Annotated in this window: 14 protein-coding genes; 3 read left to right on the forward strand and 11 right to left on the reverse strand. The window is 54.4% G+C overall.

What is annotated here, in order from left to right:
• Positions 1 to 584: 584 nt before the first annotated feature.
• The 3 genes from AAA927_RS10650 to AAA927_RS10660 form a co-directional block, all read right to left on the reverse strand.
• Positions 585 to 2,018, reverse strand: coding sequence for an amino acid permease (locus tag AAA927_RS10650; protein WP_338217811.1), 1,434 nt, complete (start codon positions 2,016 to 2,018; stop codon positions 585 to 587).
• Between the two features lie 171 nt (positions 2,019 to 2,189).
• On the reverse strand, positions 2,190 to 3,359 hold the full coding sequence (locus tag AAA927_RS10655) for a DNA adenine methylase (RefSeq protein ID WP_338217812.1): 1,170 nt from the start codon (positions 3,357 to 3,359) through the stop codon (positions 2,190 to 2,192).
• Between the two features lie 75 nt (positions 3,360 to 3,434).
• Entirely contained in the window at positions 3,435 to 5,219 is a 1,785-nt protein-coding gene (locus AAA927_RS10660) for an AlwI family type II restriction endonuclease (RefSeq protein WP_338217813.1), read from the reverse strand.
• Positions 5,220 to 5,428: 209 nt separating this feature from the next.
• Between AAA927_RS10660 and AAA927_RS10665 the strand changes: the two genes are divergently transcribed.
• Positions 5,429 to 6,592, forward strand: coding sequence for an MFS transporter (locus tag AAA927_RS10665; protein ID WP_338217814.1), 1,164 nt, complete (start codon positions 5,429 to 5,431; stop codon positions 6,590 to 6,592).
• 48 nt (positions 6,593 to 6,640) lie between these two features.
• Here AAA927_RS10665 and AAA927_RS10670 read toward each other — a convergent pair whose 3' ends face one another.
• Positions 6,641 to 7,654, reverse strand: coding sequence for a hypothetical protein (locus AAA927_RS10670; protein WP_338217815.1), 1,014 nt, complete (start codon positions 7,652 to 7,654; stop codon positions 6,641 to 6,643).
• Positions 7,655 to 7,935: 281 nt separating this feature from the next.
• Here AAA927_RS10670 and AAA927_RS10675 point away from each other — a divergent pair, with 281 nt between their 5' ends.
• On the forward strand, positions 7,936 to 8,973 hold the full coding sequence (locus AAA927_RS10675; protein WP_338217816.1) for a zinc-binding dehydrogenase: 1,038 nt from the start codon (positions 7,936 to 7,938) through the stop codon (positions 8,971 to 8,973).
• A gap of 43 nt (positions 8,974 to 9,016) precedes the next feature.
• On the opposite strand, the gene AAA927_RS10680 is transcribed toward AAA927_RS10675, so the two are convergent.
• The 4 genes from AAA927_RS10680 to AAA927_RS10695 all read right to left on the reverse strand — a co-directional run bounded on the left by AAA927_RS10680 (position 9,017) and on the right by AAA927_RS10695 (position 15,808).
• Positions 9,017 to 10,624: a response regulator transcription factor gene (locus AAA927_RS10680; RefSeq protein WP_338217817.1), complete on the reverse strand. Its 1,608-nt coding sequence runs from the start codon at positions 10,622 to 10,624 to the stop codon at positions 9,017 to 9,019.
• A gap of 587 nt (positions 10,625 to 11,211) precedes the next feature.
• Positions 11,212 to 12,864, reverse strand: a complete 1,653-nt coding sequence (locus AAA927_RS10685; protein ID WP_338217818.1) for a galactose/methyl galactoside ABC transporter permease MglC — start codon at positions 12,862 to 12,864, stop codon at positions 11,212 to 11,214.
• A gap of 16 nt (positions 12,865 to 12,880) precedes the next feature.
• Positions 12,881 to 14,419, reverse strand: a complete 1,539-nt coding sequence (locus tag AAA927_RS10690; protein WP_338217819.1) for a sugar ABC transporter ATP-binding protein — start codon at positions 14,417 to 14,419, stop codon at positions 12,881 to 12,883.
• A gap of 129 nt (positions 14,420 to 14,548) precedes the next feature.
• Positions 14,549 to 15,808, reverse strand: coding sequence for a substrate-binding domain-containing protein (locus AAA927_RS10695; protein ID WP_338217821.1), 1,260 nt, complete (start codon positions 15,806 to 15,808; stop codon positions 14,549 to 14,551).
• 352 nt (positions 15,809 to 16,160) lie between these two features.
• Here AAA927_RS10695 and AAA927_RS10700 point away from each other — a divergent pair, with 352 nt between their 5' ends.
• On the forward strand, positions 16,161 to 16,376 hold the full coding sequence (locus tag AAA927_RS10700) for a DUF3955 domain-containing protein (RefSeq protein ID WP_338217822.1): 216 nt from the start codon (positions 16,161 to 16,163) through the stop codon (positions 16,374 to 16,376).
• A gap of 86 nt (positions 16,377 to 16,462) precedes the next feature.
• Here AAA927_RS10700 and AAA927_RS10705 read toward each other — a convergent pair whose 3' ends face one another.
• From AAA927_RS10705 to AAA927_RS12895, 3 genes are read right to left on the reverse strand one after another with little or no spacing between them, the layout of a single operon-like run.
• The gene (locus tag AAA927_RS10705) at positions 16,463 to 20,986 is read right to left on the reverse strand and encodes a leucine-rich repeat domain-containing protein (protein WP_338217823.1); all 4,524 of its coding nucleotides are present in this window, start codon (positions 20,984 to 20,986) and stop codon (positions 16,463 to 16,465) included.
• On the reverse strand, positions 20,973 to 24,713 hold the full coding sequence (locus AAA927_RS10710; protein ID WP_366150661.1) for an Fn3-like domain-containing protein: 3,741 nt from the start codon (positions 24,711 to 24,713) through the stop codon (positions 20,973 to 20,975). The genes AAA927_RS10705 and AAA927_RS10710 overlap by 14 nt, the downstream gene beginning before the upstream one ends.
• Complete coding sequence (locus tag AAA927_RS12895; RefSeq protein WP_366150660.1) at positions 24,602 to 26,689, reverse strand: S8 family serine peptidase; 2,088 nt, start codon at positions 26,687 to 26,689, stop codon at positions 24,602 to 24,604. The genes AAA927_RS10710 and AAA927_RS12895 overlap by 112 nt, the downstream gene beginning before the upstream one ends.
• Between the last annotated feature and the right edge of the window lie 222 nt (positions 26,690 to 26,911).

Genomic DNA, 26,911 nt, shown 5'->3' on the forward strand with positions numbered 1-26,911 from the left:
GCGCCGAGCCATCAGAATCCCCATTCTGAATTGGAAGTGCGCTCGGCGTTTCCTGAAATGACTACCCTAGTCATTTCGTCGCTTATAATGCGACTGATAAAATCAGTTGATGACAGTAATCGTGTTAACTCAAACATCATGATGTTGCCTGTATTACAAATGAGATTTGGTGACAGTCCCCCTTTCAAATTATAAAGTTCAGGCACATTTTAGCATAGATAGGTAAAATATTATTGGTATTTTTTATATGGATAGCGCTTACAATCGGCAACAAAGGCGGTTCTATGCGGTTAAGTTTTAAAAAAATACCTAAATATCTTTTTTCTAATATATTAAGCTGTATCATTTTCAGAAAAATGTCGCTTATTTTGCGAATTTTAACCCCCGGCCTTGAAAAATCCTTTCGCTGTTCGCCACCCATTCAGCATGGTCCATCTCAATTAGTTTCACTTAGCAGTCATCGCTTGATGCGGAGGCCGGCACACCACAACCTTAGTGGTCGCCATTTTCAATGACCATTAGCTGCTGTGGTCCCCCGCATTGGAATCAAATAACGCCGGGCCAATTGCCTCGGCGCTATTGCTTCACTTCAACTTGATCTGATCGAGCGGAATCACATGTGTTCGATACCTAATCTTGTAGTAGGCAAACATCCCAATGAACACCGGCAACGACATGTAGCTAATCGCCAGGCGATACCACTGCCCGGACGTCACCGCCTGCAAATCCTGACCGAATACAATCACCAGTCCCATCACCGCAGCCACGATTGGCCCCAGCGGAAACCACCGCGCATGGTAAACCAACTCATCCACCGAATGACCCTGCTTCATAAATGCTTGGCGGAAACGCAAGTGGCTGAAGGCAATGCCGAGCCAGGCGATGAATCCAGTGAGCCCCGAGGACGCCACCAACAGCTGATAGACTTCGGTGCCGACAATGCTGGCAGCAAAGGTCAACATCCCCACCGCTGTGGTTAAGAGCAGCGCTGGCACCGGAATGCCGCGGTCATTTGTCCGGCCAAAAATCCGCGGCGCCATGCCGGTATTGCCCATTGCCCACAGCATGCGCGTGGAGGCGTACAGCCCCGAGTTAGCTGAGGACAACACTGAGGTCAAAATCACGGCGTTCATCACCCCAGCCGCCCCGGCTAGCCCAATGCGCTGGAATACCAAGGTAAACGGCGACATCGCCACATGCGCTTCACTGGCGCCAAGCAAGTTCGGATCCGTATATGGAATCAGCGCAGCAATCACGGCAATCGCCAGCACGTAAAAAATCATGATGCGCCAAAACACCTGCTTGATGGCCTTGGGGATACTGGTTTCCGGCGTTGCCGATTCCCCAGCGGTAATCCCGATCAGCTCGGTGCCTTGAAAGGAGAAGCCCGCCACCAGAAAGACCGACAGCCCCGACACCCAGCCGCCATGAAACGGCGCATCGCCGACGGTAAAATTACGCAGGCCTACCGCCGGTCCGCCGAGAATGCCGACAATCGAAAGCAGCCCGACCACGAGAAACACAATCACTGTGAGCACTTTGACCATCGCCAGCCAGTACTCGGTTTCGCCAAAGGCTTTGACCGACACCAAGTTCAAGGTCACAATCAGCGCCAAAAAGAACAGGCTGATCGCCCACCCCGGCACCTGCGGCAGCCAATAATGCGTCACAATCGCGGTAGTGGACACATCGACCGCCAGCGTAATCGCCCAATTCAGCCAGTAATTCCACCCCAGCGCAAACCCAACGGCGGGGTCGATAAATCGCGTGGCATACTCGGAGAACGAGCCCGATACCGGTAAGTAAGTCGCCATTTCGCCTAAACTGGTCATCAAAAAATACACCATGATGCCCATGGCTAAATAGGCAATCAGAGCGCTGCCAGGGCCGGCTTTAGCAATGGTGGAACCACTGGTCACAAACAGGCCGGTGCCAATACTGCCGCCGAGGGCAATCATCGACAAATGCCGGGTTTGAAGATTCCGTTTGACCGCTGTGTTTTCAGGTTTGCTTGTCATCGTCCTGCCTCCACTTCGCTGAAAAGCCTAACATAGCGGCGTGAGGGCACCCTGAGAGTTCAAGCCAAGTCCATGAGAAACCTTTCACGGCGATTTCCTTTTCCTCTCACCCGTTCCACGCAAAAACGCCGCCACCAAGGCTAGGGCTCGGTGGCGGCGCGTGGGTTGACGCTAAAGCAGCTCTTGCTCCGGCAGCTGGTAATTGGTAATAACCAGATGCTCAACGTCTTTCGCATTACGGTTCTTAAAGTTGACGAGGTAGGATTTATCAAAAGCATGCAGGAACACCTGCTGGCCATTGGCCGTGGCAGTGCCTGCTTCATACAAAGCCGCAATCAGAGGCGTGTTCTTAATCACGAGCATCCAGTTAGCGACGGTCTCTTGGATTAAATACTGCGCCAGCCGGCCTTGGTCAGATTGGCCAAACTCGTTGTTGGCATAAGTGGAAAAATCCGTATCGTAAGGTGGATCGAGGAACAGAAAATCGCCTGCCACCGGGGGATGTGCTGCCATAAAATCAGCAAAGTCTTGATTGCCCAGCGTGGTATTGGCTAACAGCGCGGTTAATTCCGGGTTGCGGTACTCCGCCACCCGACTGGCCAGCGTGTTGTGGTTGTACGTCATGCCACCATACGGGACATTGAACTTCCCGGTTTTGGAATAGCGGAACATCGAGGAATACGCGTACTGGCGAATGAACAAGTACAGCGCCGCCTGCTCCCCTGGCGTAAACGCCAGCTCAGGAATGCGATTGAACAAGTCGCGGTAGTACACATAGAGCGAGGATTTGAAGGTAGTCAAAATGATTTGTTCAAAATCGGCCTGAGAGATGGTGACGCCGGCGGCTGCCTGCTTGCGCAAAAAGTTCACCTTGCGGGCCATCGCCACCGGCAAATCGGTAAAGAAGCCCCGGCCATCTTCAAACGTTGGCGCAAAAGCGGCCGTCATCGCGGCTTGATGTGACGCGACCCAGGTCTGAGTCTGCGGCCGCGGCTGATCCGATGCTTGCACCTGCACCTCGAAAAACTTCACCAGCTCAGGCTGGATTTTATCGACAAAGGTTTCGGCCCCGACCCAGGCTGCATCAATGCGCGCAACCGCCGCAAAGAAGCTTTCATCCCCGGTAGCCACGGCGCGATACAGCCGCATCAACTCATCGGAACGATCATTGATGTAATAACCGGCAATGGTCGCACTGCGGCGGCTGGCCACTGCAAAGTACACTGCGCCGCCGCCCACGAAGGGTTCATAATAATGGCGAATCTGCGCCGGTAAGGCCGGCAAAATGTGCGGCAGCTCCTTGGTTTTACCGCCAGGATATTTCAATAAAGGCGTCAGCATTTTTTCTACTCTTTCATCGCGACTATTTTTTCTCAGTGTCTCTAGTGTACCCAATGACCACCGGTGATACAACGCTCACCGGCGCGCCCAGGCGGCCAAGGCACTTTCAATTGTGGCTGGCCATTGAATGTAAGTGGTCAGCTGGCGCGCGGCGGCACTGATTTGCTCAAGCAGCGTGGCCACTTCCTGCGCGGTCGCGTCAGTGGCATAAGCGACCTGCATCAGCCCACTGAACTGTTTGATGGTGAGAGGCACCACTGGCACCGGCTGGCCCAGCCAAGAATCACGATTGAGCAAAAACAACTGCCATAAGGTGCGCTGATTGATGCGCGCGCTGATGAACACGCCCAGCGTCGGCTTCGGGCTGGCTTGGCTGATTTTGATCACATGGTCAATCACCGACGAGGCCTCGTGTTCCCACTGCACCGTGCCAGCCATCATCGAAACTTCTGGCACCAAAATGCTGCTGGCCAGGTGTACCTCCATATCCGGCGTGTTGCCGGTGCCAGGGGCAAAGGACTTCGGGGTCAAATCCGGATTCATTTGGAAATGATGAATCACGGTTTTGTCCTGCCCACTCAGCGCGACGAAGGCCCGCCAAGTATTGACTTCCAGCCACAACGCCGCCTGGTCTTTATCGGTTAAAATCGTGTCAAACCGCTCGAGAATTTCTTGCCGGGCGGCTGGGGTCTGCGCTTCTTTTTGGACATACAAAAGCTCGGTTTGCGCCAGCACCGCTTGGTCCAGCGCCGACTCCAGGTCTTTGAGCTGTTGAATCGACGCATTGGTCAAATTGGCTTTGATTACCGCTACTTGCGCCGGCGCGTAAGGCGCTTCGGGCAAGGCCGCGAATAACCGCGCCGCATGGTCCAGCTTGTCCTCGACCAACTGCAGCCGCGCATCTGGCTGATCCCATGGTAGCGGCAAATTGCCCACGGCGCCAAACCACCCCAGCGTCTCACGGGCACTTTTTTGGACCAAGTGGCCATTAACCGACTGCTGCGGCGGCAGCACGAAGGTAAAATCGTTCACCAGTTGCTGCAACTTCGGCTGATTCAGCGCCGAGACTCGCAACTTCATCGCCGTGCCGCGGCCGTGCGAGTAAAAGAGTTCGGTGAATTCCAACGCCCGCCGCAAGGCATCAGTGTAGTCATGCTGAATCGAAATAATCTTGCGGTCTGGCGTTGCCGGATAAAACTGGTGCCATATTTTGATCACCAATGCCTCAACGGCGCGGTTATCATTGCGACTCGGCAGCTTTGCATAGGCGGTGCGGAAAGCCTGCACTGCTTCGATGGTGGTTGGCACCGCGGCATCATCCAACGTGCCGAACACGAAGGTGAGCTCGTTGCGACTAAGCGCCCCGAAATGCGCCATCAGCTGCAGCACAGTTCGCATCGGGAAAACACCATGCTGCGCGTCGACCATGACGTACATTTTAAGCAGCTGGACCAAAAAGTCCTCCCCGCTTAATTGGCCGGCCACCGCGCGCTGTCCCACCGGCGTCAGGCGCGCGGTTTTAGCGTCCATCAAGCCATATTGTTCAGCCGTGGTGACGATTTGGCGGACTTTGGATTCCTTATCACTGAAATCACCCGCGGGTTGTTGACCGGCCACGAAATCCGCTAACGTCAGTTGCGTCAGCGGGTCCGGATCATCGGCATCGCTTTCGATGGCATAGCGAATCGCCCGCCGCACCGGATAGAGCACGGGGATTTTGGCCATGGTGCTCGGCTCCTGGTTGGCCACCGCGGCTTGATAATCCGCTTGTTGAAACTGGGCAAAATATGGCAACCAAGCCATCAGTTTGGCGATGGACCGCGGCGCCGTGCGCCAGTTGAAGTTGGTTTTATCGGCCATGGCAGTGGCCCTCCTTTGTTTAGCTGTATAGTGCTATTTTAACATGCACCACGCGCCAATCTCGCAGGAGTTTTGCCCTCTCATCAAGCCTTCGTTTTTCTCGGGAGCAAGTATGCTACAATTTCCTTTAAACTGTTTTCAAAGCCATCGATCGCGATATAGCCCTGTTTTCAAGTGGTGAAGCGGCAAGCGAAGAAAGGAATTAACCCATGTCAAACCGCACCAAACGCACCATCACCATCCTTATTTTCAGTGAATTTTTGATTTGTCTTGGCATGAGCCTGATTTTTCCAGTGATGCCTTTCATCAAAAATGAGCTGCATTTTACTGCCACTGATATGGGCATTATGTCGTCGCTTTATGCCTTGATGCAGTTCATCGCTTCGCCGCTGATTGGCCGCCTGTCCGACCGCATCGGCCGCAAGCCGTTGCTCTTGGGTGGCCTCGCGTTGTTCGCCGTGTCAGAAGTGTTGTTTGCTTTGACCAATCATCTTTATATGTTTGATCTGTCACGCATCATCGGCGGCTTATCCGCCGGCATGTTTGTCCCCACCGCGCAAGCGCTGGCGGCGGATGTTACCGACCTCAAGCACCGGGCCAAAGTCATCGGCTGGTTATCCGCCGCTTTCTCCGGCGGCCTCATTCTCGGACCTGGTCTGGGTGGGCTACTAGCCCAGCACGGTTACAAAACGCCGTTCTGGACTGCGGCGGTTCTGGGCCTCATCGGCTTGATTGCCACGCTTTTCCTTCTGCCGAAAGATGAACCCCGCCAGGAAACAACCACCACTACCGCGGCCAAAGGGGACTGGCGGGCAGTACTGACCGGGCCGATGCTGATGCTGTTCGTGTTGATTTTGGTTTCCAGCTTTGGGCTGCAAAGCTTTGAAAGTATCTATAGTATTTTCGTCAATGAAGTTTTCGGCTTTACCTTGAAAGACATTGCGCTGGTGTTGACCCTCAACGGCATCATCTCTCTGATCGCCCAAGTTGTTTTCTTCGATCGCATTGTCCAGGCCATTTCCGAAATTGGCCTGATCAGAGTCGCTTTTGCCGCCTCAGCGCTCGGTGTCTTTTGGCTGATGTTCACCCACAGCAAAGTCATTGTCATGGTCACGACCTTGGTGGCCTTCACCGCCTTTGATCTGCTCCGCCCGGCCATCACCACGCTATTGACCAAGGCGAGTGCCAGCAATCAAGGCGTCATCAACGGCCTGAACATGTCACTAACTTCGGTGGGTAACATTGCCGGGCCGCTGATTGCCAGCGCCTTGCTGGACTGGAATTACCATATTCCTTACGCCGTGGTCGTGTTTTTCCTCGCTGTCAGTTTTGGCCTCACCTACACTGTCCACTTAACGGCGCAGCGTCATTAAGCCCATACAAAAAACCATTGTTTCCGCCGGACCGGGAAGCAATGGTTTTTAGTTTCCGCTGGGTAACCAATCCCAGGTGTAGTGTTTGGATCCATCCGCTAGCACCACTGAGTAGGCCGTCGCTGGTCGGTTAGGGCTCGCGGCTTGCGCCTGCTTGAGTGCTGCGGACGCTTCGGCCATGGTATCAAACAAACCACCGGCGCCGATCACCGCCTCTTCGGTGGCTTCGGCCGTGTCATCATTTTGATCAGGCGCAACGGGTGACGTGGCAGTGCTGTCCGAATCATCAACGGGCTGCTGATAGCTCTCGCCGCTGGTGGTGGCTGGGGTTTGCGCTGGTGTGGTTGGCGTCTGTGCGGTGGGGGATTTAGCTTCCGCCGCTGCCCCTTCACCGGTGGCCGGGGCCGCTGGCGTGGCGGTGGCAGCAGTATTGGATTTGACGGCTGGCTGCTGACTGGCCACTTCGTCGACAACCGGCAGGTAGGTCTGCTGGAAGGCCGGACTCGCCACTGCGGTCACCGCACTGCGCGCCGCTTCAATCTGCGCAGAAGTCGGTTGGGTCTGCACCTGCCGCACCTTTCGTAGCGCGGTCACTTGCTGTTCAACCAGCTGGACTTTCTGGGCGATATGTTTCGCATAGCGCGGCCCGTTTTGTTTCAGCCGCGCGTAAGCTTGCATCAACGTGGCGTTGTTATAGGCCTGATCCATGATGACTTCATCAGCGCCTAGCACATTATGCGTTTCCTCAAAAATCGCGGTGTAAACTTTGGCTGCGGTCAGCTGCTGCTCGGCGGCTTGATATTGCTCACGTTGCTTGGTCGAAAGCACCGATAAATACTGCCGCATTTGCTGTTTCGCATAGGCAACATGATTCAGCTGGGCAGTCGCCAGGTTACTGCTGGGATCGCTGATAAAATCCTCCGACGCCAAAACTTTGGCGCTGGTGTTTAACGTCCGCAGTGCGGCTGTGGCCGCCTCCACATGAAGCTGGCGCTGCCAAAAGACACCACCGCCCACAGCGATGCCGAGCACCACACACACCAAAGCAATCAGTTTCTTCACCCTGCTCGCCTCTTCCCAAGAACCCCCTGCGCCACACGTTTGTGCCTATGATAGCTCTTTCATGCGTCAAGTATACAAGGTCGAGCAAAAAGCTGTCAATCAGACTGAAGACTGAGCCGATAGCGGCATAAGCAGTGCCTTGGGCCGCAGTCAGTCATCGACAAGCGGTCAGCCATAACTGAAAAGCATAGCAACACCCGAGTAATAAGCATTCGCGTTTTGACTCATAAATGGTCATAATAAACGCGACGAGCAAACTCAAAAAATGGAGGTTATCAAAGATGAAAGATACCCGCTTTATTAAACCCGGCCAAGTGGCCATTGAAGACGTCCCGATGCCCACCTTGCAGGCCGACGACGATGTGATTTTGCGCATCGTTCGGACCTGTGTGTGCGGCTCTGATTTATGGGAATACCGCGGCATTGACGACGCCGCCGCTCACTCTGAAAACGGCGGCCATGAAGCTTTGGCAATTGTCGATTCCGTCGGCAGTGCCATCACCACCCTGGTGCCTGGCGATTTTGTCATTGCCCCCTTCACCCACGGCTGCGGTCACTGCGCTGCTTGCCGCGCTGGCTATGAAGGTGGTTGCCTCAACCACGAGGATAACTTCAGCCGCGGTGCGCAAGGCGAATACATGCGCTACCAACACGCCGAATGGTCCTTGGTGAAAATTCCTGGTCAACCGGCGGATTACAGCGAAGAAATGCTCAAGTCCTTACTCACCCTCGCTGACGTCATGGCCACCGGCTATCACGCCGCCCGCGTCGCACATGTCGGCGCCGGTGACACGGTCGTCGTGGTGGGCGACGGGGCAGTCGGCCTCTGCGGCGTCATTGCCGCTAAAATGCGCGGCGCTAAGCGCATCATTGCCATGAGTCGCCATGAAGACCGCCAGCGCTTGGCCCTAGAGTTCGGCGCCACCGACATCGTGCCGGAACGCGACCAGGCCGGGATTGACCATGTTATGCAGCTGACCAACGGCGAAGGTGCCGATGCCGTGCTCGAGTGTGTCGGCACCGAACAATCGGTGGCCACTGCCGTGAAAGCCGGTCGCCCAGGCGCCACGGTCGGCCGAGTCGGTGTGCCACACAACCCGGAAATGGACCTGACGCCGGTGTTCTTCCGCAACACTGCCATCGCTGGTGGTCCTGCTTCCGTCACGACTTACGACAAGCAAGTTTTGCTGGACGCTGTGCTCAAAGGTGAAATTCACCCTGGCAAAGTCTTCACCCAAAGCTTTAGCTTGGACGACATCGATGCCGCCTACCAAGCGATGGATCAACGCCAAGCCATCAAATCCTACATTATCCTCTAGGAATCAGAAAAGCCGTCTCTGTCGAGGCGACTTTTTGATTCGCTTAGGATTCGTTGGCTACCAGTCCACTGCGATATTGCTTAGGGGACTCGCCAAAGTGTTTCTTGAAGGTCGAACTGAAGTAGTTCGGATCGGCATACCCACAAAGATGCCCAATCACCTGACTCTTTTCATTAGTTTCCAGCAACAGCCGCGCCGCGCGCTCCAGCCGGAAATTGGTCAGATAGGTGATGAAAGATAGGCCTTCTTCACGCTTGAACAAGGTAGAAAAATACGAATTCGACACGCTTAACGCCTGGCACACGTCATTCAGCGACAGCGTTTCATCGCTGTAATTCACCCGCACGTATTCTTTGGCGTTTTGAATCAAAGCGGTGGAACTGTTTTCCCGCGCTGCCTTCAGTTGCTCATGCATCGCCGGCGCCACGGTCATCAGCCACTGGCGCAGCGACTCAGGCGACAATTCTGGCAGCCGCAGGTACAGGCCCTTGAGATTATCAGTCAAGGCGCTGACTTGCAGATGATTATTCACCGCAAACCGATACAAACTGCCAATCATCTCAGCGGTGACCACCGTATGTTCAGGAATGCTTGTGGCGGTTTCGTTCATGCGCGCCAGGTAAGTATCCACCGCGGTCTCAATCGCCGCCTCTGGCCCGACATGAATCGCCTTGAACAAATCAGACAACCCGCCATCACTGGAGGACGAGAACGTCATTTCTGTGGTTGGCTCCACTTCTTGCAGGTTGATCACCCGCGAAGCGCCGTAGATACTGCGATACGAAACTGCCGTCCGCGCTTCCTTGTACGCCTGTGGCAAGTCCAGCAAATCGGCCGTGACATCCCCGACGCCGATGGTCACCACTGCCCCGAGCGTGGTCCGCACTTCCTTGCAGAACCGGTCGGCTTCATCGGTCAGCCCTGGCGCCTCCTCAGCTCGGCGCAGCTGCACGATAATCACCGTATTGGCCAAATAGGAAAAAATTGCCACCTGCCAGTTGGCCCCGAAAAAGGCTTTGGCCTGATGAAGCACACTGGTCCGGAGCAGCACCGGATCCACCCCGCTCGGCCCCAGTGTGCTAGACGTGTGGAGTAGCAAACAAGCAAAACACGGCCCACTTAACGGAATCTGATAATCACTCAAGTACCGCGGCAAATCCTCTGCCGCTACCCGGCCATTGATCAGAGCCGCGTAAAAATTAGCCTGCATCACCGGCAGCGAGGTCTGATAGTACTGACGCAATGACTGCATATTCGCACTGGCCGCCGCTTCCGCATCGAGTTTCTTCCGCAACATGGCAAACGTATGGCCTAATTCTGCAGCCGCAATCGGCTTCTCCAGGTAAGCACTGACCCCTAGTGGCATCGCCGCTTTGGCGCTGGCCAGTGCCGCCGTATCCGTTAAAATCACGAATTTGGCCTCAGGCAGCAGCGCTTTGATCTTCTGAATCAAAGTCAGCCCATTCATGCCGCCTAACGTCAGCTCGGTGACCACCACATCCGGCCGATGAAGCACGGCCTGCTCTTGCGCCGCCTTACAATCATCGGTCCCGCCTAAAACGGTAAACCCTAATTGCTCCCAGTCAACCATGTCCTGCATCGCCGCGATTTCAGTCGCGTTTTCGACAAACAGTACACTGTACTTCCCCATGAGTTCGACTCCCCGCTTTTTGCCTATGTTTTAGTAAAAGTGGCCTACATATTAACTAGTTTTAGTATACCATGTAAGCGCTTCAGTACAAGAGTGAGCCCTTGTGAGTTGCCCGCGAGGCCGAAAGCCCAAGTTAACGCGATTCGTATCACGCAGTTGCCGCGTTTGAACACTAAAACGCAGGAAGTTTACCCGTGAACTTTTTTGACCCAGCAGACTATTGTGACCTCTTTTCTGTCAGCACGCATGGCCAAGCGATACCGTGACTGTTAGCGAGCGGGCCCGGTTGGGGCGGCAAAGGGGCGCGGCGGGCCAGCCGTGAAACGAAAAACAGGGTGAGACTGCGGTCTTGGCAGGCTTTCCCTATTTTTCGGGGCCAATCTGGAGACTCAAAGGCGAGCGCAGCGAGTCGAGGCTCCAGATTGAGGGCCGAGACCTTGGCTCGGCCCGGCCCCACAGCAGGCCCGCCGCGCCCCGGCGCCACCCCAGCCGGGCCCGCGGCCTCGTCCACACCAAAAACCGCCCGACCAAATAACGGTCAGGCGGCAGTTGGAGCTGGTTAGAGGCGGATGCAGGAACGCGGTAACCTATTTCTTTTGCATGTACTTCAAGGAGTCGAGGGTAACCGCGACGAGGATGATGATCCCAGAGAACACGAACTGCAAGTTGGTATCAATCCCCAGGATGGTCAAGGCGTAGGTCAACGCGGTGAAGATGGTAACCCCGACAACAACGCCGGAGATCTTACCAATCCCACCAGTGAAGGAAACCCCACCGACCACGCAGGCCGCGATGGCGTTCATTTCCCAACCTTGGCCATAAGCCGCGGAACCTGAACCGACCATGCGGGCACATTCCAGCCAAGCGCCAAAGCCGTAGAGAATACCGGCAAAGACGAAGGCGCCCAGCGTAACAGCGAAGACGGAAATCCCAGAGACCGAAGCAGCTTCAGGGTTGCCACCAACGGCGTACAAGTTCTTCCCAAAGCGCGTCTTGTTCCAAACGAACCAGGTCACGATGATGGCGACAATCGCCCACAAAATGATGGATGGGAACCCGCCGACGTTAGGAATGATCATGCTAGGAATGGCAGGATCGATGGCCCCGAAGGACACCCCTTTCGTTGCATAGGTCACCAACCCGAAGATGATCAGCGTGTTGGCCATGGTTGAAATGAAGGGGTGCATCATGAACTTGGCGGTAAAGAACCCGGCAATCGTGGTGAACACGGTACAAAGCACGATGCAGACCACCAAAGCCAGGATGACCCGCGGCCAGAGGCCCATCTTCGAAAAGTCGAAGACATGGCCGAACACGGAGCCAGTGTTGATGCCTTGGTGCATGATGATGGTCGCGGCGGTCATGCCCATCCCGACCATGCGCCCGATGGACAAGTCAGTCCCAGTCAGCAAGATCAGGCCGGCGACCCCCAGCGCTAGGAACATCTGCGGGGACGCTTGTTGCAGAATGTTCAAGACGTTGTTATAGGTCAACAGCGAAGTACCTTTGATGATTGGCGTAATGATACACAGAATGATAAAGACAAAGACAATGGCAAAATACAGCCCGTTGCGCAGCAAGAAGTCGCGGCGGTTAAAGGTATATTTGTAATTCTCCCAGCGCTGGGTGAGATTTTCTTGGAAGGAGAACTTGGACATCCGCAACAAATCGAGCATGTGATACTGATAAACAAATGCCGCGTGCTTGCGGTCTTTGATCGCCCGCTGGCGCACTTGGTACGTCATCTTGGCATCAAACAGCTTGTTCTTGTGGATATAGTTTTCTTCTTTGATTTCGGCGTGGTCGGAAAGCTTAGCCACAGTGGCTTTGTGCTCCTGATCCAGCGTCGCTAATTGCTGGTCGTACTCCTGCTTAGCCGCGACTTTTTCGGCGGCACAGCTGGCCACAACCGGCTGGTAGTAATCCTTGTCGAAGTGTTCCTTCAGGTAGGTTTCAGCCTGGCCAATCAGCTGGGCCACTTGGGCTTTGTTCTTGCTTTCCACTTCCCTGGCTTTCACTAGGCCTGTGCGGTCGGCTTGAATTAGGCTGTCGCGTTCGCCTTTGGTCAAACTCTTGTCGCGCTTGACCGCATCGATGTGGCTGTTCAGGGCGATCACTTGGTCAGTCCCATCTTTGCGCAGCGCGTTGATTTGCTGCTGAATGGCGCCAATGTGTTCGTCGATTGGTTGCCTCAGTTTTGCTTCGGCCTCAGCGGATAAGATCTCGTTTTTGTCTGCCATAATGTTCTCCCCTTCACTATAGATATTTGGCGCTGAGTCGCAGCAGCTCTTCTTGGTTCGTCTTCTTGGTTTCCACAATCCCACTCAGCCGGCCATTGGACATGACCCCGATGCGATTGGTAATCCCCAAGATTTCGGGCATTTCCGAAGACACCACGATGATGGTGGCGCCTTGCTTGGCCATTTTGATGATCAATTCATAGATTTCATACTTCGCTCCGACGTCGATCCCCCGAGTCGGTTCATCCATCATGAATAATTGCGGCGCCCGTTCGAGCCATTTCCCAATGATGACCTTCTGCTGGTTCCCCCCAGACAGGCTGGCAATCAGCTCATCTGGGCCCATGGTCTTGGTGTTCATGACCTTGATTTCTTTCATCGTGGCCTTGTGCATCTTCGGATTAGACAGCGCCACCCCACGCCGGTACGACGGCAGGTTGGTGATGGTGGTGTTGAAGGTCAAACTGCCTTTCAAAAACAGCCCGTTCGCCTTCCGCTCTTCTGTAATCAGCGCAAAACCGTGTTCCATCGCTTCTTTCGGTGAGTTGAAGTTGCTCAGCTTTTCGTTGAAGTACACGCGTCCAGCCGCCCGGGTCCGCACGCCGAAAATGGTTTCCAGCAGCTCGGTGCGTCCGGCCCCGACTAAGCCATACAAGCCGAAAATTTCGCCTTTGCCGACATCGAAGGTGATGTCCTGCAGATGCGGTTCAAACTTGGTGGACAAGTGGCGCACCGACAGGGTCGTTTTGCCCACGGTGTTGTCCACCGGTGGGAAGCGGTTGTCGAGCGGCCGGCCAACCATGGCGGTGATCAGCTCGTTCATGTTGGTGTCTTTGGTCGGCTTGGTCATGACCAAGTGGCCATCCCGCAGCACGGAAACCTCATCACAGATTTCAAAGACTTCATCCATTTTGTGGGAGATGAAGATCAAGGAAATGCCCTGATCCCGCAACATCCGCACCATTTCAAAGAGCTTGTCCACTTCTTGCGCCATCAGCGAGCTGGTCGGTTCGTCCAGCACGATGACCTTGGCGTTGTAGGAAATCGCCTTGGCAATTTCGCACATTTGCCGCTGAGACACGGACATTTTGCGCATCGGTTGGGTCAGGTTCGGCGTCATGCCGAGGCGGCGGAACAGTTCCGAAGCTTCCCGGCGCATTTGCGCCTCATTCACCACACCCAAGGAATTCACCGGATAGCGGCCAAGGAACAAGTTATCCACCACGCTGCGATCCAGCGCCTGGTTCAGTTCTTGGTGCACCATGGCAATCCCGTTTTCCAAGGCGTCTTTCGGCCCGCTAAAGGCCACTTCCTTCCCATCCAGGAAGAATTCCCCTTCGTCTTTGGTTTTGATCCCGAAGAGGCACTTCATCATCGTCGATTTGCCGGCGCCATTTTCGCCCATGAGGCCCATGACCGACCCGCGCTTCACATCCATATCAATGTGATCAAGCACCCGGTTGCGGCCAAATGACTTGCTCAGCCCGCGAATCGAGAGCACGACATCTGGCGCCTGCGTTTCTTTAGTTGGTTTTGTTGCTGTAGCTTCCTGCATGCTATCGCTTCCTTCCAGCGCCTTCGCTTTTTAAAAAGCAACTCCAGCGGTAAGAGACGACTCCGAAACTCGAGAAGACATTTTCGGCGATCCCTTATCTCTGGAGCTGCGTTCAAACGAGGCGGTTAATTAGCGGCTGAGGATCGAGGTGTACGAAGACCCGTTGTCCGTCTTTACCATGTTGATGGCAAATGCATCGTATTCGCTTGGGTTGCCCAAACGGTTGGTGATGTTGGATTCGGTTTGGCCGTCGCCGCCGATGAATTCAACCTTCAAGTTCATCAGCTTGGCATACTTCTTCAGCAGTGGTTGGTAAGTGGAGCCAAGGAAGTTATCGGAGGAGTTGTAGATATCCAGCCATACCTTCTTTTCAGGCGCCTTGGACTTGCTGAGTTGATGCGAAGCCCCTTCGTAAAGCTTGGTGGAGTCGGTGAAGTCCTTGTAGTTTTCAGCAGTAACGGAAACGTTCATCGCGTAGTAAGAACGATCGCTTGCTTTGTAAACATACGTGTCCTTGGCCAAAACGTTGCCGGCGCTGTCTTTGGTGTCAATACCGGCACCTTTCTTAGCGCCGTCCAAAGCGTTGCGCAGAACGCGGAGGGTCAAGTAAGCTTGCACGTCAGCGTGCTGGCTAACCGTGCCGCCGTAGCCTTCTGCAATCGCCGCCACGGCATCGGAGTTAGCATCGTAGCCGAAGGTTGGGACTTTGTTTTCCTTGGACCAAGCACTGAACATCGCCATGCCCATGCCGTCGTTGTTAGAAGCGATGACATCGATTTGGTTGCCGAGGCTTGAAGACCAGGTGCCGATGGCGTTCCCGGCAGTCGCAGCATCCCAGGTTGCGCCTGAGTTGTTCTTCATTTCTTGGGAAGCCAATTCGCGGATGGTGTATTCCTTACCGCCAATGGTCAACTTGCTATCCTGAACAATCTTGGACTTGCCGTCTGAGTTCATGCCGGCTGGGGCGGAGTTAACCGCGTCGCCTTTCTTCACGCCGGTGCCCAAAGCGGTCCGGACCCCACGCGTACGGGCGATGGAGTCGTTATGGCCAACGTCCCCGATGGCCAGTACGTAGCCAATCACGCCGTCTTTGTTGCGGTCGATGGTGGCAATGTTCTTTTCGATGTAGGTCTTGATCATTTCCCCTTGAACTTTGGCCCCTTGGTTGGCGTCAAACCCAACATAGTAAGTATCTTTGTTGAACTTCAAGGCGTTCATGTCCAGCTTCCCGTTCGTACTGTTAGAAGGCTGGCGGTTGTACCAAACGACTGGTTTGTCTTTGTTGGCCACAGTCTTGCCGCCGTCGCTGGATTTGGATCCGCAGGCTGCCAGCAGCAATGTTGCCCCCAAAACTAATCCCAAAGTACCTAACAACTTCTGTTTCTTCATGGTATAAGTCCTCCCTTACACTAGCAACAATGAATGCGCTTACTTGAGTTCAGTTTACCGTGCAGGGGTAGTTCACACCATAGAATATTATTGGGTTAACATTGAAAATTTTTTACTAAAAAAGTTTATATTGCCTGATAGGCAAATGACTTGGCCGGGCCCGAGGGCGTCAGCCTAGTCACTCCAGAATTGATGACGCCAAGGTTTGGCGCCCGCTGTCACTGCCTTTGGGGTCGCCAGCGGCCAACTATTTAATGCAGCCGCAAAAATTACTAAAAGCTAAAAATTAGGTTAACCGCGGCGTCATTCGCTGCTGGCCCTGCTATACTGGCGGAACAAGGAGGTCATGAAGATGAAAACAACTGTTCATCGCTGGAGTCTGCGCCTAGGACTCTTGCTGATCTTTGCCGGTTTGGTATGTTTTGTGGCCCGCATTTTCAACCCGGCGTATCTCGATGCGAATGGCATGCTCCATGAGCCTTTTTTCCTGGTCATCCTCGGCTATGCCGGCCTTTTTAGCGGCGCTGTCAGTCTTTTGATCTCATTCGGCACCCGCCATCATGCCTAACGAAAAATCCGTCCATCACAGCTGCGTGATGAACGGATTTTTGGATTAGTTTGAACTAGGGAGTTCTTAATCAATGAAGCATGGTACTAGTGTTGCCGCTGGCGCAGGAGATCGAAGCCGAAGAACCCGGCGATGGCCGCGAGCATTGCCAACCCGGCAGCAACCACGCCTTGTGCGCGCTGTTCCCCGGTTTCAGGCAGGTTGTCGGTCGAAACCGTCTGCTTGCCATCACTACTTTGATCGGTGGTGGCGTCATCGGCCGCAGGATCTGAACTGTCAGTGTCCTCGTCCATTGCCGATGGCTGACTGTCAGTGCCAGTTGCGTCAGCCTGGTCATTGTTGTCACTGTCGGTCGTGATAACTGGAGCTGGATCCCCCGTCGTGATGGGATTAGTTGATTCCGCTGGTTCGCTTGGCTCGCTGGCGACACTCGGGTCACTCGAAGCACTTGATTCACTTGAAGCACTCGCTGGACTCGATGAACTTGACGAGCTTGAAGAACTTGAAGAACTTGAAGAACTTGAAGAACTCGATGAACTCGATGAACTCGATGAGCTCGATGAACTCGAGGAACTCGATGAACTCGAAGAACTCGAAGAACTCGAAGAACTCGAGGAACTGGATTCGCTTGGATTACTTGGATCCGTTGTTACTGGTGTGTTCGTCTGCTCTGTATCCTCCGTTGGCTCTGTCGTCGTCAGTGCCGGCCCGGAATAATTCGAGCCATCATTGGCAATTGGGAAGCCGACTATGGCTAGGAGCTGCTCATCGGTATAGTCGTCGTCATTTTCTTCACTGTTATAGAAGTAATCGTACAACTGCTGATAGAACGCGCTATCGTTGCTGTTGTCAGCGTGGGCCTTCCCGTTATCACGGTCAGCGACCGCCCGTGAGGCTGCCGCCACCAGGTCGCTTCTTTCGGCATTAAAGGAGCTACTATACAGGTCCTGATAACCAGCAGCATAGCCGACTGAAGTCCCGGTGAGGTCCATGGCCACCATGCCATCAGCGGCATCTTCACTCGCATCTTGCTGGCCGATGCTGCGCTGTGCTTCGTATCGGGCATTGCCCAGCGCATAAGCCTGCTTATACGCCGCTTTTTCTTCTGCGGTGGCGTCCTCACCGGCATATGAACCAGTGCCATTGAGGCCATCAGCATAGCCAGTCTGCTGCGCCGCTTGGATATTCGCTGGCAAAGTCGAAACAGCGGGAAATTCGTATGTCACATCATAGCCAGTTTGATAAAGCTTCGACTGGCTCTTGTTGTCAGCTGGTTGATTGCCAGCCGCAATATCAGCCTTAGCTGCTGCCACACCAGCATCGTACTCTGCCATTAACCCCTCATAGGCGGCCGTATAGCCTTGCTGATAACCGACTGTTTTGCCGGTTAGGTCACGGGTGAACTGGTTCCAGGTTGCATCGTATGTCCCATCGGATTTACCCGCGGCCACATCTTGATCAAAGACCTCCTTGCCGGCATTATAGGCGGCGGTGTAATAGTCTTGGTAAGTTTCGGATTGGTCGCTGTTGTCAGCGGCATCACTGCCCGCCGCGGCATCGGCTTGACCGGCGGCGGTCCCGGCGTCTTCGGCACTGGTGATGCCAAGGCGCTGCGCTTCGCCTTGATCGTAGCCGTAGGTGTAACCCTTTTGGTAAGGATCAGATTCCATCGTCGTATCGGCATAATCGTAATTACCGACCCCATCGGCGCGGCCGTCAGCCTCGCCTTGATCGTAAGCCGCTTGGTAAACCGCATGCCCTGCCGCGTAGGCCGTGGCATAAGCGGCGCGGTACTCCGGTGATTCCTTGCTGTTGTCCGCTTGCGGCTTGCCGGCTTCACCGTCAGCTTTACCAGCTGCCGTGCCTTCTTCGCCAGATAAATCGACTGACTGATAAAAGGCGTAGATGGTCTGACTGCGAGTTACTTGATAAGTGGCCAGCTCAATGACATTGCCTTGATCATCTTCCCAGTGGTCGAAAGTATAGCCTTTGTTCACTTGAGAATAACGGTAATTATCATACGAACCAGTCAGCAGGCTCCCTTGCTTGACCAGCAAGGTAATGTCCAGACTAGAGGCGTCCGGCTGGGCCGATTCGAATTTAACCGAAAAGTTTTGATTGCCGTTGTAGCCGCGATTAGCGCCGCGCTTGGTTTCGGCATAGCCTTGAGCGTATCCGGCTTGGTAAGCGGCGCCTTGGCTGGTCACATCGGCGGCATCTAAGTTGTCGCCGGCATCAGCGGCGCCAATGGCTTCCCCGGTGGCAAAATCAGCATCATAGGCCGCCTTCGCCTTGGTGTAAGCCGCCGTATACGCCGCCTGGTAGGCATCAGATTGCGCGGCATTGTCAGTCGCGTCCTGACCAGCGGCGCCATCAGCAGCCCCGGCTTTTTCCCCAGCCACCGCATCCGCATCGCGGGCCACGAAGACGGCCTTAAAGGTTGCGTCACTGCTTGGCGTGAAGGCACTAAAGTCAACCGGCTGGCCGGTGTCATCTTCCCAGTGATCGAAGGCAAACCCGTCGGCTGGCGTCGGCGTTGGTACCTTCGCGGCGTTAAAGGCTTGGCCAGCGTTGGCCGTCACCGTTTTCGCCACGGTGCCTTGGGTTTCATCTGCGGAAGTGAAGGTCAGCTTCACCGGCGTCGCAGTTTGGCCATCGTCTTCAGTGAAAATGGCGTAAACCGTGCCGTTCCCGGTTGGGCGGTACAAGTCAAAATCAATGACATTGTTATCTTGGTCCTGCCAGTGATCAAACTTGTAGCCGGCTTTGGCTTCTGGCGTTGGCACCTGACTCGGGTCAAGCAACTGACCCGCTTTGGCCTTGACCGTAGCGGCCACGGTGCCTTCGTCGCTATCAGCGGTTTTGAAGGTCACATTCACAGGGATATCAGAAGCCGGGGTCAAAGCCGCCGTCACATGGAAGTCCGCCTTGAACTGCGTCGCCGAGGCGGTGGTCCAGGCCATGTGAGACACCATCCCATCATAGTCAAAGATGGTTGGCCGCCCTTCACCGGTGTAAATCGCCGTCCCATCGTCACGCAGCAACCAATGCTTGGTGTCCACGTGCACATAGGCTAAGTCGTCTTGCGCTTTTTCATCAGTGGCATCGGCGTCACCAATCAAGGCGCGTACGTTCACATACCAGTGCCCATCCACTTCATAGGTGTTGGCACGCACATGCTCCTTGGCATCGTACTGCCACACATAGTCCGAGATGATGGACAAGTCAGGCACTGAATTGGAAATATAGGTGAACGCATTGCCGCTAGCTGACAGACTGACCAGGTAGCTGGCGCCATCAATGTTCAACACCCCGCCGAGCTTGTTGTTGGTGAGATTCAGCGTCGCGAGGTTACCATTCGGCGTGAAGCTGGTCAGCTTATTATCGGACAAGTCGAGCTGGGTCAGCTGCGGATAAACCGACGCATCGAAGCTGGTGAGCTGATTGCCACTCAGCAGCAGTCCACTCAAGCCTTTGGTGTAAACAGCATCCTCGTCCAGGTCGTCAAAATGAACATCATCCCCAATGGAATCAGGCGCGCTAAAGCTGGTCAACTGGTTCCGCGATAAATCGACGGTGTTTAACAGCGGCTTGTCTGCCAGGTCAATCTCGGTCAACGCGTTGTCATTCAGATAGATCGTGCCAAGGTTGGTCTGCCCAGCCAAGTCGATGGCTGAAAATTTGTTATAGCCTAAATCCAGCGTGGCAACGTTATGTCCGGTCAAATCTAAGGCGCTCAGTTCGTTATGACTGGCGCTAAAGTCCCGCAGATTGGGAAATGGCGTCAAATCAAAGTCCTTGAAGGCAGCGTAATCCACCGCCAAGTAGTTCAGGTCATCGACCCCACTGGCGTTCAGGTGGCTTAACGCACTGTCTTTGTAGTAACTCAGCGTGGTAAGTGCAGGCAAATTGGCCACCGTGGCATCGGTGAGGTTGGTGAGGTTGGTTTGGCGCAATTCAGTCAGCGCCGGCAGATTTTTCACTGCGACTTTAGTCACTGTGTCACTATTTTTGACACTCAATTGTTCGAGGTTCGGGAAGTTGCCGTCGAACTCAATCGACTTCAGCGTCGTTTTGGCACTGTTGTACGTATCATCACCAAGCGACAAATTAATGACGGAATCAGACTGCAAGTCATCTGGCCCAATTGCCTCCAGGTTGATGCCCCTTAAGTCGAGCAATTTCAAAGTCGTCAACTTCGGCAAAATGCTGAAGTCGGTCACTTCTGACCCGGCTCCCAGGGAAAGATTGTAGAGATTGGGCAATAACTCAAGCCCAGTCAGATCCTTGATGGGGTCACTGGGATCAAACGCCGTGATGGACTGCGCGGCATTTAACATATCTGACGTCAGCTGCTTGCCATCCCAATCAGGGTCAGTCTTGTAAGCCAACTTGGTCAAAAAATCCCGTAGGCCTTGGTCAGGAAAGTTGGTTTTCGTAAAATCAACCGGCGCATAGTTCGTATAGGTGTTGGTTGAATAGAAACCAGTGCCGTCGGTGACCCCGTCCGCAAACACGGCAGTTTGCGGTTGACTGAAGGTCGCCAGCGAAAAACTCGCCAGCAGCGCCGTGCTATAAAGTAAGACCTTTAATCGTTTATTTTTCTTCATTGCGTTTTTTACCCCCAACATAAATCAATCCGAGTCCACTCAGCAAAGTGATGAGCAGCCCTGTCAGTGTGTTGTTGGCCACTTGTTCACCGGTGGTAGGCAATTTGCCCTTCCTGCTCCCGCGGGCCTGTTGTTTGGTGCTGGTGGTACTAGGCGTCACCCCACTACCCCGGTGGGTGCGCGCCTTCCGTTTGCCGGTTTGGCCAAGGTCGTTGTCTTGGTCTTTACCTTGGTGATTACTTTGGTCATCGGCATTCTGATCATCCGCGGCACTGTTATCGATGTCGTTCTTGGTCTGATCCGCGTCATCGTCCTTAATCAGCGTTGGGTCATCCACCGGTTCGGCCGCCGGAATCACAACGTTCGCCGGAATTTCAGCAGATTCATTGCCGGCGTCATCGTAGCTTTGGACCAGCACTTTGGTGGTTTGGGTAACGGCAAATGGTGCGGTGTAATCCAGCCAGGTCGCGCCATCATCGAGACTGTACCGCAAATGGGTGTAGGCCTTTTGCGCATCGGTCAGGTCCTTGTCGTACCCAAGCGTGACCGTCACGGCCTTGGTGTCGGCGCTGAAGTCACTGAGCTGCGTCGTTGGCTGGGCGGCAATCTGATTGACGATGTTTTTAACGGTGTAGGTCGTGACTGGTGATTCATTGCCATACTCATCGCTGGCTTTGAACTGGATATCCCCAGCAATCGCCTTCGAAACGGCACCATTGTAGGCATGCCAAGTTTGGCCATTGTCCAAGCTGTACTGAATATCAGCATCCTGGGCCTGAGTGGCGGTGAGATCAACGCCGCCGTTAGTCAGGGCGGTGGTACTTGGCGTCACCACTGGCGCGGCCAAGTCGGCTTTTTTCTGGTGCACCAGAATTTTGCGTTCAGTCTTGTTGCCATAGTTATCCGTCACCGTCATTACAAAAACGTTATCAGAGGCGCCATTACCGGCAACCAAATCATCGCTATCATCGGTGACCGTCAGTGGCAGCTCTTTGTCAAAAGTCTGGTCTTGGTAGCTGTCTTGCGGATACCGTTTGAGATACTCTGCCGACAGGGTCTGATTCCAAGCGCCTTGATAGACTTCATCACTGCCAATCTTGACGGTGTACCCGGTCAAGTTATCCCCAAACTTGCCTTTGAGTTCCAGACTATCCTTATTGGTGTAGACCTCGTAGTCGTAATCTTCGGAAGCCGAAGCCTGCCAGTGATCACCGGTATCAAAGTCCAGCGTTGGGAAGGTCGTATCGACCCCAATCCCAAAGGAGCCGCGTTCCCAATCATCTGAGGTCTTAGCGCCAGCGGTTTGCAAATCGCGCGTCTTGAACTGATAAGTGATGTAACGCACCTGATCAGCACTGACTTTGACCTTATAGCTGAACTTGTGGGTGGTAGGATCCACGGTGACTTGATTTTCCGGATCGTCGGGATCCATCGAATGGCCCAAAATCTTGAAATCTTCTACGGCGGTGTATTGATTCCCGGCCACCCCGGTAATCGTTAGGGTTTGGGTCGCTTCGTCGTAGTTGATTTCTTTTTCGTTATCCTTGGAAATGTTGATGGTCGAGCCTTGGAACACATTGTCAAAGGCTAGGTAAGTCTGATCGGTTTGCAGCACCAGCATCAACGCTTGCGGGCCATCGACTTCACCGACGCCATCGATAGACGTGTAGGCTTGCGCACTCAGGACATTTTCCCCTTCATGCGCGTGGGCCCCATTAACCATGGCAAACGTGGCGACAAATTTTTTGGTCACTTGATCCAAGTTGTAGCTCGTCGCATCATAAGTGGAACCGTCAACGTTTTGGCCGTAAGCCACCACGTCGGTTGGGCTGCCGGAAATGCTCCCCGTCATTTTGAAGGTCGCAGCGGTGTTGTTGACACCCCAGATCTGGGTGCCGTCCACCAAGTCGTACCAAGAGCCATCAGCCGGCCGATCCAGCGTGACCACGGGCTGCTGCGCGAAGCCAAACTTCATGGTTTTGATGACAATGTTCTGCTTGGCGTCTTGGGTGAAGACCAGCTTATCCAGGGCGTCATGCATGGTCACATGCGCTTCGAAGTTCCCTTCGTCATCGACTTTGACCGGCTCGCCATTGATGTAGAAGTCGTTCTTGTAGTTCCCGTAAATGGTGTAGGTCTTGTCATCTTTGTTGTAGTAACTGTCGGTGTCATCGGTGGTTTCACCGTCATAAACGTTGAACAGCACCAAACTGTTGGAGTTCGTCGCCACATCAACCGTGGCCTTGGTTTCGCCAGTGCCGGCATTCCCAGCATTATCGATGGCCGCGACCTGAACATTGTTGGTCCCGTTCCTGATATAGTCGGCAATGTCACTGATGTCGGTATCAAACTGGTAAGTGGTTTGGACGGCACGATTGAAATCTTCAACCGTATTGAAGTCCTTGGCCGCAGAGATGCTGGTGTCCAGCTTGGCGGTAATCGCAAAGCCGTTAATCGAAACCGCGATGGGTGACAGCGGCGACAGGCCGGCAGTGGCGTCAGTCACCGTCCCGGTCACATGCCACTTACCATCAGCGTTTTTGACCAGCTGCACATTGCTGAACTCAGGCGCAGTGGTGTCCACCTTGATCGGCAGGTCGATACTTTGCGATTCGGTATCGCCGTCATCGGAATCGAGATTAGCCGTCAGCCGGTAGGTGTACTGACCATCGGGGAGCGTTTCTTCCGTGCCCGTGGTTGGGTCGTAGTTTTTCCCAGTGAAAATCAGATGATCATCGTTCAAGTACAAGCTGGTGGTAATGTGATCGCCGTGGCCGGAAATGTAACTCTTCGAGCCATTCAGCGCCGCCCCCACAGTTTGCACCACGTTGCCATCCGCATCCAAAATGGTGCCTTCAACCTTCTTCACATTGCGGTTCAGAGAAACGTAAGGCGTGGCGGTGTCTTGCGTGCCATCCCCGTTTGGCGAAATCGCGACGTAATTCGGGTCATACCACGAATTACTTGCTAAATCAGGAGACTTTTCGTCGATGGCGCTGTCCCATACCCAGCCAAGAATCGACTTATTGTTATCCAGCAGCATGTTCCCGTGTTCGGAGGTGTAGGCCGTCTCCAATGGGTAAATCGACTTGCGGGTGTTTTGAATGCCGTCAAAAATTTTCTGCGCGCTTTCCCAGTTGCCGTAGAAGCCCAAGAAAGCCATGGACAGGTCAGGGCTGCCAGCAGTGTTGCTCTTGAAGCCAACGAAGCCTTCTGCCCACTGGGACTTATGGAAGCCTGTTGGCAGCGTCAAGGTGACCTTAACTTCCTTGGTATCGCCTGTTTGGAGCACGAATTCGTCCTGGTCCGCCGTCAAGGTCGAGCCGGCCACATGCTTGTCGTAAATGTTCTTATTTTCGTCAGTGGCCTTGGTGTAGACGCCGCCGAAATCGTTGAAATTGTAGGCAACATCCGTTTGGCCATTGTTTTGCAGTTTGATCGTGAAGCTGGCCTTGTTGTCGATTTCCTTCAGCGAAGCGGCGCCTTTACCCTCAACCGTCATGGTGACGGTCGACTTCAAGGCCTCGCTGATTTGCACCAGCCCGGAGCCTTGGCGCCGCGGTGAGTATGGCGTGTTGTTGTGCGCCTGATCCAAAATCGGCACCGAGGTATTCATCATCGCCAGTTTCGCCGCCGTGACGCGATCGCGCTTGTCGACAGAAACGCCATTCGCCTTTTGGCCTTGCAGCACCAGCGCGGTAGAGCCGGCGGTGACTGGCGTGGCCATTGAGGTCCCTGACATATCCTGGTAGCCGTTATCGTTGGCCGTCGACCACAAGTGGCCCCCAGGCGCGCAGGCGCGGTGATATCTGGCTTTAGCTCCAGGTCCGTGTTCGGGCCCCAGGTGGTGAAGTAGGACATTTGGTTGCCGGTGGCGTTGGTGGCGATGGTCGGCGCGAAGGTGCTGAACTTGTAGAATTCATTCGGGTGCGCCTTCAAGTCCTCAACCAACTTCTGCCCATCGGCCATGTTGGTGAAAATCGTTGGCAGCCCAGTGGCCAGCCCTGCTTCGCCATCCCCAACACCAGAGTTGTTGATGACGATCAAGCCCGCGGCGCCATGCGCAGCGGCAGCGGTTTCCTTGGCGGCAAAGTTAACTTCGCTATTCCCGCCCCGCGAAACGACGGCAATTTTGCCTTCCACGTTGACGTTCTTATAATCGGCATCCGCGCCGGCCCCTAAGCCAGCCACCACGTCTTCATAGCCGCTTTCATTCGGCACCGCGACCATCTGGGCGGTGGGAAAATGACCAAGCGTCTCAGTGGACGATACCAGATCACTATTCGGCTCGACACTGATGGCTTTGCCAAAAGGATTGCTGCCATCGCTGGCATGGGTAATGCTGGTGCCATAGGACGTCCAGGTTGTGTTATCAGAAGACGCCACGGTGATGGCATCTTCTGAAATCCCAGGCGTGGACATCAACCCATCATCCAAGGCGTTGAAGTTCGCGATTGGGCCTGCCGCACGGCCAGTGGAGTTCCCTGAGTTCCCAGCGGCAATCACCGCCACCACCCCTTCATCGGCGGCGGAGGCAATCGCATCATTTTCCACGTCACTGATGTTGGCATTGGTGTTGTCAGACCCGAAGGACATGTTCATGACATCGGCGCCCAACTTGACGGAGTCTTCAATCGCTTGCACGATGACGTCAGAGAACACGCCGGTACCCATGTTGTTAAAGACCTTCATGTCTAGCAGTTGCGCTTCCGGCGCGACGCCCACGACGGACGTCACGTTGTCCGGATTTTCGCCATTCGCGCCGACAATCCCCGCCACGTGCTGGCCGTGCATTTCGCCGGTGGTATCGTAGACTTCCTCATCGTTGCCATCCGCGTAGTTATGGGCAAAAGGCACCTTGGCGCTTTCGTATTTCCCGTAACCTAATTTAGCGATTTGATCTTCTGCGTCTGCCTTAGAAATCTTAGCGGTGGAATCGTCACTCAGGCGGAAGTCCTTATGGGTCGGATCCATCCCACTATCAATGATGGCCACGGCCATGCCTTCACCTTTGACGTTCTGCTGCTCCCACGCTTGGACCGCATGCACGGTTTTATCAGCAGAGATGTCTTGCGGCGTTTGCACGGAACTGACTTCGATGGACTTCACGCCATCCAGGGCTTCCAGCTTGCTGAGGTCGGCAACCTTGGCGTCGATGGAGAAGCCTTTGACCAGGTAGCCGAATTCTTCCTCGACCTTGTTGCCAGTCAGCTTTTCTGCCGCCCTGGTGGTGTCGGCCTGCGCCGCAAGCGCCTTATCTTCGGCGGCGTCAGCTTCCTGGTAGGTCGGGTCATCGCTTTTGACCGTGTCCACCCCGGCCTTCCCGGTGGTGTTCACCACCACCCGGACGGTTTCGTTTCTGGTATCGCCAAGCTTCAAATCGCTGGTGTCGATGCCCTTGGCTTCCAGCTGGGCCTTGATCTTGGTCCACACTAGCGCATTGCCGGCGTCAGCGGCAGCTTTGCTTTCGGCGCGCACAGCGTCGGCCAAAGTCTGCTGACTATTGATTTTGAAGACGCCGTTGTCATCTTTGGTTGGTGTCTTCAGGTTGCTGGCTTGCGTCACCGTCGTTTGCGGTGCACTGGCGGTGATGGCCGCCTGAACGGCCTGCGCATCCTCAACTGCCTGCGCGCTGAACCCCAAGATCAGCGTCGACAGCAACAGCAGGTGCTCGACCTTATGTTTACGTTTGCTTTGACTCAAATAAATAACCCCCTAGTTTCCATAGACGGGCCCCCACGGCCGCGTCATGCTCCTGTACCCCAATTCTGTTGGCGTATTCTTGGCTTGGCCATCTCCTCTCGACCAAATACGTTGTGCAAAATCATTCATTCTTACCCAAGGGATGCCTCGGATAATACATGTCAGGGATTATATACTGTGAATTTGATGAGTACAATATGGGTATATTTTTAATATAACTCG

It is taken from the genome of Lacticaseibacillus salsurivasis (genome assembly GCF_036246225.1).
In the GTDB taxonomy this organism is placed as follows: domain Bacteria; phylum Bacillota; class Bacilli; order Lactobacillales; family Lactobacillaceae; genus Lacticaseibacillus; species Lacticaseibacillus salsurivasis.

Bases quoted from the DNA above. Each gene is read 5' to 3' on its own strand.
- AAA927_RS10650 (WP_338217811.1), bottom strand. From the start codon at position 2,018: ATGACAAGCAAACCTGAAAACACAGCGGTCAAACGGAATCTTCAAACC.
- AAA927_RS10655 (WP_338217812.1), bottom strand. From the start codon at position 3,359: ATGCTGACGCCTTTATTGAAATATCCTGGCGGTAAAACCAAGGAGCTG.
- AAA927_RS10660 (WP_338217813.1), bottom strand. From the start codon at position 5,219: ATGGCCGATAAAACCAACTTCAACTGGCGCACGGCGCCGCGGTCCATC.
- AAA927_RS10665 (WP_338217814.1), top strand. From the start codon at position 5,429: ATGTCAAACCGCACCAAACGCACCATCACCATCCTTATTTTCAGTGAA.
- AAA927_RS10675 (WP_338217816.1), top strand. From the start codon at position 7,936: ATGAAAGATACCCGCTTTATTAAACCCGGCCAAGTGGCCATTGAAGAC.
- AAA927_RS10680 (WP_338217817.1), bottom strand. From the start codon at position 10,624: ATGGGGAAGTACAGTGTACTGTTTGTCGAAAACGCGACTGAAATCGCG.
- AAA927_RS10685 (WP_338217818.1), bottom strand. From the start codon at position 12,864: ATGGCAGACAAAAACGAGATCTTATCCGCTGAGGCCGAAGCAAAACTG.
- AAA927_RS10690 (WP_338217819.1), bottom strand. From the start codon at position 14,419: ATGCAGGAAGCTACAGCAACAAAACCAACTAAAGAAACGCAGGCGCCA.
- AAA927_RS10695 (WP_338217821.1), bottom strand. From the start codon at position 15,808: ATGAAGAAACAGAAGTTGTTAGGTACTTTGGGATTAGTTTTGGGGGCA.
- AAA927_RS10700 (WP_338217822.1), top strand. From the start codon at position 16,161: ATGAAAACAACTGTTCATCGCTGGAGTCTGCGCCTAGGACTCTTGCTG.
- AAA927_RS10705 (WP_338217823.1), bottom strand. From the start codon at position 20,986: ATGAAGAAAAATAAACGATTAAAGGTCTTACTTTATAGCACGGCGCTG.
- AAA927_RS10710 (WP_366150661.1), bottom strand. From the start codon at position 24,713: ATGGCCACGCCAGTCACCGCCGGCTCTACCGCGCTGGTGCTGCAAGGC.